A 3,242-nucleotide genomic window follows, 5' to 3' on the forward strand; every position below is an offset into this window, starting at 1 on the left:
CCCGAGGCGGTTGACGTCTAACTCCCCTGTCGGATATCTCTGGGGGCACCGTTCGAATCCAGTGTATAGCGGGAACCCCTACTTATCGGCTGTTTCAGACTCTTCTCTGAGAGGGCGATAAACGACGGCGAAACGCGAGCCGTCGCATACGTCCGTCAGCAAGCGAACCCGACAGATCGTGCGTAGTGTTGGCTACCCTCTCAGCCCATGTCCTTATGAATGTACACACACTACTGTGTATTAGGATGGCGACGAAGACGATCTCACTTGACGAGGAAGCCTACGAGCGGCTGAAGGCGCACAAACAAGAGGGGGAGTCGTTCTCGGACGTCGTCAAGCGGATCGCGAGCGAACGCTCATGGACGGAAGTCGCAGGTGAACTCTCCGATACCGAATCCGAGGAACTCGAAGCGCTCGTCGAGCAGGGACGCAGCCAGTCTCGTACACGCCGCGACCGACTCGACGGCACCCTGCAGGGCGATGAATGATCGAGGATACATCCTTCATCATCGACGTCCTGCACGGCGATTCTGACGCACTCCACTACCTCGACCTCGTCGAGAAAGAGAATCGACCAGAGAAAGTCGCCTCAATCACGGTACTCGAACTCTATGAAGCCGTCCCACAGTTGGACGTGCCGGAGGAGCGCCAGCAGAAAATCCTTGACGTACTGGATACACGGCATGCCGTTGCGGCAGACGCGACCGTGATGCGAAAAGCAGGCAAAATCTCGGGGACGCTTCGTGCCCGTGGTGCGGAAATCGACCGCGAGGATTGCATCATTGGTGCGACCGCCCTCCTCAACGACGAACCAGTCGTCACACGAAACGACGATCACTTCCGACGGATCGACGGCCTCGACGTCGAGACGTATTGAAAATACTCCCGAACAGCTAACTCTCCGAGCGTTCTACGAGATGTAGAATGAATCGGGATGCCCAATACCGCATGAGACGTGATGTGGCGGAGAATGAAGAGCTGTATGAGGCGTTCGCGGCGACGCCTGAAGACGACGAAGAATGAATAGCACGCGGCATTGAGCGCGGTTTCGCAGGGCGATTTTGGAGCAGGACGGATCCTCCCAAGGCGATGCACGCTCTCGGCGCAGACTGCCCGGAGAGGATCAGTGAAGACTGGACGACCAATCCGTCAGCGTCACCGTACGCGTCTGTGGGCTGATGTAGTTCGCGGAGCGTTGCAACGGCTGTTGTCCCGATTCGGACACCATCGACGTTCTGCACGCCGAGATTGACCGTCGCTGTCCGGAACGGATAGGACTCGACGAGGATGCGATGTGTAGCGGTGCGGACGGTTTCTTCGCCGCACCGTTCGAGGACGTCGGCCATCAGCTCGTCGAGGTGTGCGTTGATGTGGTCAGCGCGAGGATGCTCCCCACGCTCGAGCATGAGTTGCCAGATATCCTCAAAGGACGGATGATCTGGATTTCCGGTCACATCTTCGACTTGGTAGGTCGCGTCCGTCTCCGTCATACCCCATCCTCCTCGGGTTCTGTAGTCGCATTATCGGTGGATTGGCGCCGTCGGCGAACGTCGCGAAGAGCCGCCTTGAGCGTCTCGTCGTCGTCGATTTGCTGGAGTTCGTCCACGAGCTCGCTGAGTCGTTGCTGCCGCTCAACGATCGCCGGGTCACCCACATCCGTCTCGATAGCGGTCACCTTGATGTGGCGATCCTCGCTCCAGCCACACGTCCAGCACTGACGAGTGAACACGACGTGGTCGCCTTCCTCGACGTCGAGAATTGCGTCGGCGAGTTGGGTCGACGGCGCCTGATTTGGTCCGATCTCTTGAGAGACGCACGATCCACCGCAGTCCGGACACTCCATACCACCGAAAATTGGTCCACAAGACCGTAAGTCGTGCGAGTGGGTCGGTTCAGTTACCTGGTGTGTCCGCTTGGTAGGGTCGTGTTAAGTTAGAGGATGAGGCGGACGAGTTCCGAGTGTCTATGCCAGAATCCGACCGACTCATCCTCTAACTTAACACGACCGAGCGGGGTGGATGAACGCCTTTCAGGGCACCGGCTTCGTCGTCGCGCTCGTCGGCTTCGCCATCGCTATCCCCGAACAGCTCGGCGGGTTCACCGGGGCGACGAACACCATCCTCGATGTCAACCCCGCGCCGTTGAACCGCGCTGGTCTCCCGCCGCTCGGCTGGAAGACCCATCTCTCCGTGGCCGTGATGGTGTCCATCGAGACGTTCATCCTCCCGCACCTGTTCACCCGATACATGACGAGTCGTCGAGCAAACACCGCCAGCGGACCGCCGTCGTCTGCCCCGTCGCGATCCTCCTCTCGTTGGGGACCCGCCGTCCTCCTCTGGTTCTGGGGTCTCGGGTTTCGCCTTCGGGTTCCTCCCCGTCATTCCGCTGTTCGTCGCGCAGATCGTCGTCATGACCGGCGTCTCGCCCGTCACCAGTCCGCCCGACGTCGAACCCATCGACGAATACCGGACGCTCTTCGAGGGCTATTGGCGACGTCGGCCCTCACGCCAGCCGGTACGTCGCTCCGTCGACGCCCGCCTCGCGCACCGCGACCCCGCGGTTGACGAGATCGCAGAGCGCCGCGAGCACCTCCGGGAAGATGTAGACGAGGTCGTGCTCGCCGACGGCGGCCTCCGCGACCGCCGTCGCCGTCAACGGGCCGCCCGCGAGCGCGTCGCGCACGCCGTCGATCCGGTGGTCGAGGCTCCCTCGGTCGCGTTCGAGACCCGCGGCGAACGCTTCGTGGACTGGGCCGTGGCCGGGGTAGATGCGGTCGATCGACAGGGCTTCGAGCCGGTCGAGCGAGCGTCGGTAGTCCGCGACGGCACGGCGGCGTTCGAGGTCGAGACGGTCGTTGAGCAACACCGCGCGGAACGAGTCGATGGCCATGTCGCCGGAGAAGAGCACGCGCTCGTCGCCGACGGCCGTGGCGTAGCAGAGGTGATCGGCCTGATGGCCCGGCGTCGGGACGAGGTCGATCGTGCGCTCGCCGAGCGCGACGCGCTCGTCGCCGACGTGCCACTCGTCCACCGCCTCGATCGGCATGGCCGCGCGGATCGACTCGCGGATCTCGCGCTCCTCCCCGAGCATCGCCGCGCGCGTCTCCGCGTCCGCGCCGCTCGCCTCGACGGCCTCCCGGACTCGCGTGGCGACCTCGTCCGGCGGACGGCGCAGTCGATCGGCCGCCCCGAGCGGCGCGTGCACCGTCGCGTCGCCCGCCGCCGCGATCGCGCGCAGATGCC

Annotated in this window: 6 protein-coding genes; 2 read left to right on the forward strand and 4 right to left on the reverse strand. The window is 63.1% G+C overall.

Annotation, left to right across the window (positions count from 1 at the left end; all coding sequences use genetic code 11):
• Positions 1-245 precede the first annotated feature (245 nt).
• Together AOZ13_RS13245 and AOZ13_RS13250 are read left to right on the forward strand one after the other, a co-directional pair.
• Entirely contained in the window at positions 246-488 is a 243-nt protein-coding gene (locus tag AOZ13_RS13245) for an antitoxin VapB family protein (protein ID WP_020222493.1), read from the forward strand.
• The gene (locus AOZ13_RS13250; RefSeq protein WP_020222494.1) at positions 485-877 is read left to right on the forward strand and encodes a PIN domain-containing protein; all 393 of its coding nucleotides are present in this window, start codon (positions 485-487) and stop codon (positions 875-877) included. Before AOZ13_RS13245 ends, AOZ13_RS13250 begins: the two co-directional genes overlap by 4 nt.
• 16 nt (positions 878-893) lie before the next feature.
• On the opposite strand, the gene AOZ13_RS15145 is transcribed toward AOZ13_RS13250, so the two are convergent.
• From AOZ13_RS15145 to AOZ13_RS13270, 4 genes are all read right to left on the reverse strand, one after another.
• Positions 894-1,490 (reverse strand): hypothetical protein, encoded by a 597-nt coding sequence (locus AOZ13_RS15145; RefSeq protein ID WP_234402888.1) that lies wholly within the window; start codon positions 1,488-1,490, stop codon positions 894-896.
• Entirely contained in the window at positions 1,487-1,843 is a 357-nt protein-coding gene (locus tag AOZ13_RS13260; RefSeq protein ID WP_020222495.1) for a hypothetical protein, read from the reverse strand. Before AOZ13_RS13260 ends, AOZ13_RS15145 begins: the two co-directional genes overlap by 4 nt.
• A gap of 186 nt (positions 1,844-2,029) precedes the next feature.
• On the reverse strand, positions 2,030-2,248 hold the full coding sequence (locus AOZ13_RS13265; protein ID WP_044958256.1) for a hypothetical protein: 219 nt from the start codon (positions 2,246-2,248) through the stop codon (positions 2,030-2,032).
• 254 nt (positions 2,249-2,502) lie between these two features.
• A partial coding sequence (locus AOZ13_RS13270) for an MBL fold metallo-hydrolase (RefSeq protein WP_049934132.1) occupies positions 2,503-3,242 on the reverse strand: 740 nt, incomplete at its 5' end.

Origin of the sequence: Halarchaeum acidiphilum MH1-52-1, from assembly GCF_000474235.1 — an archaeon.
In the GTDB taxonomy this organism is placed as follows: domain Archaea; phylum Halobacteriota; class Halobacteria; order Halobacteriales; family Halobacteriaceae; genus Halarchaeum; species Halarchaeum acidiphilum.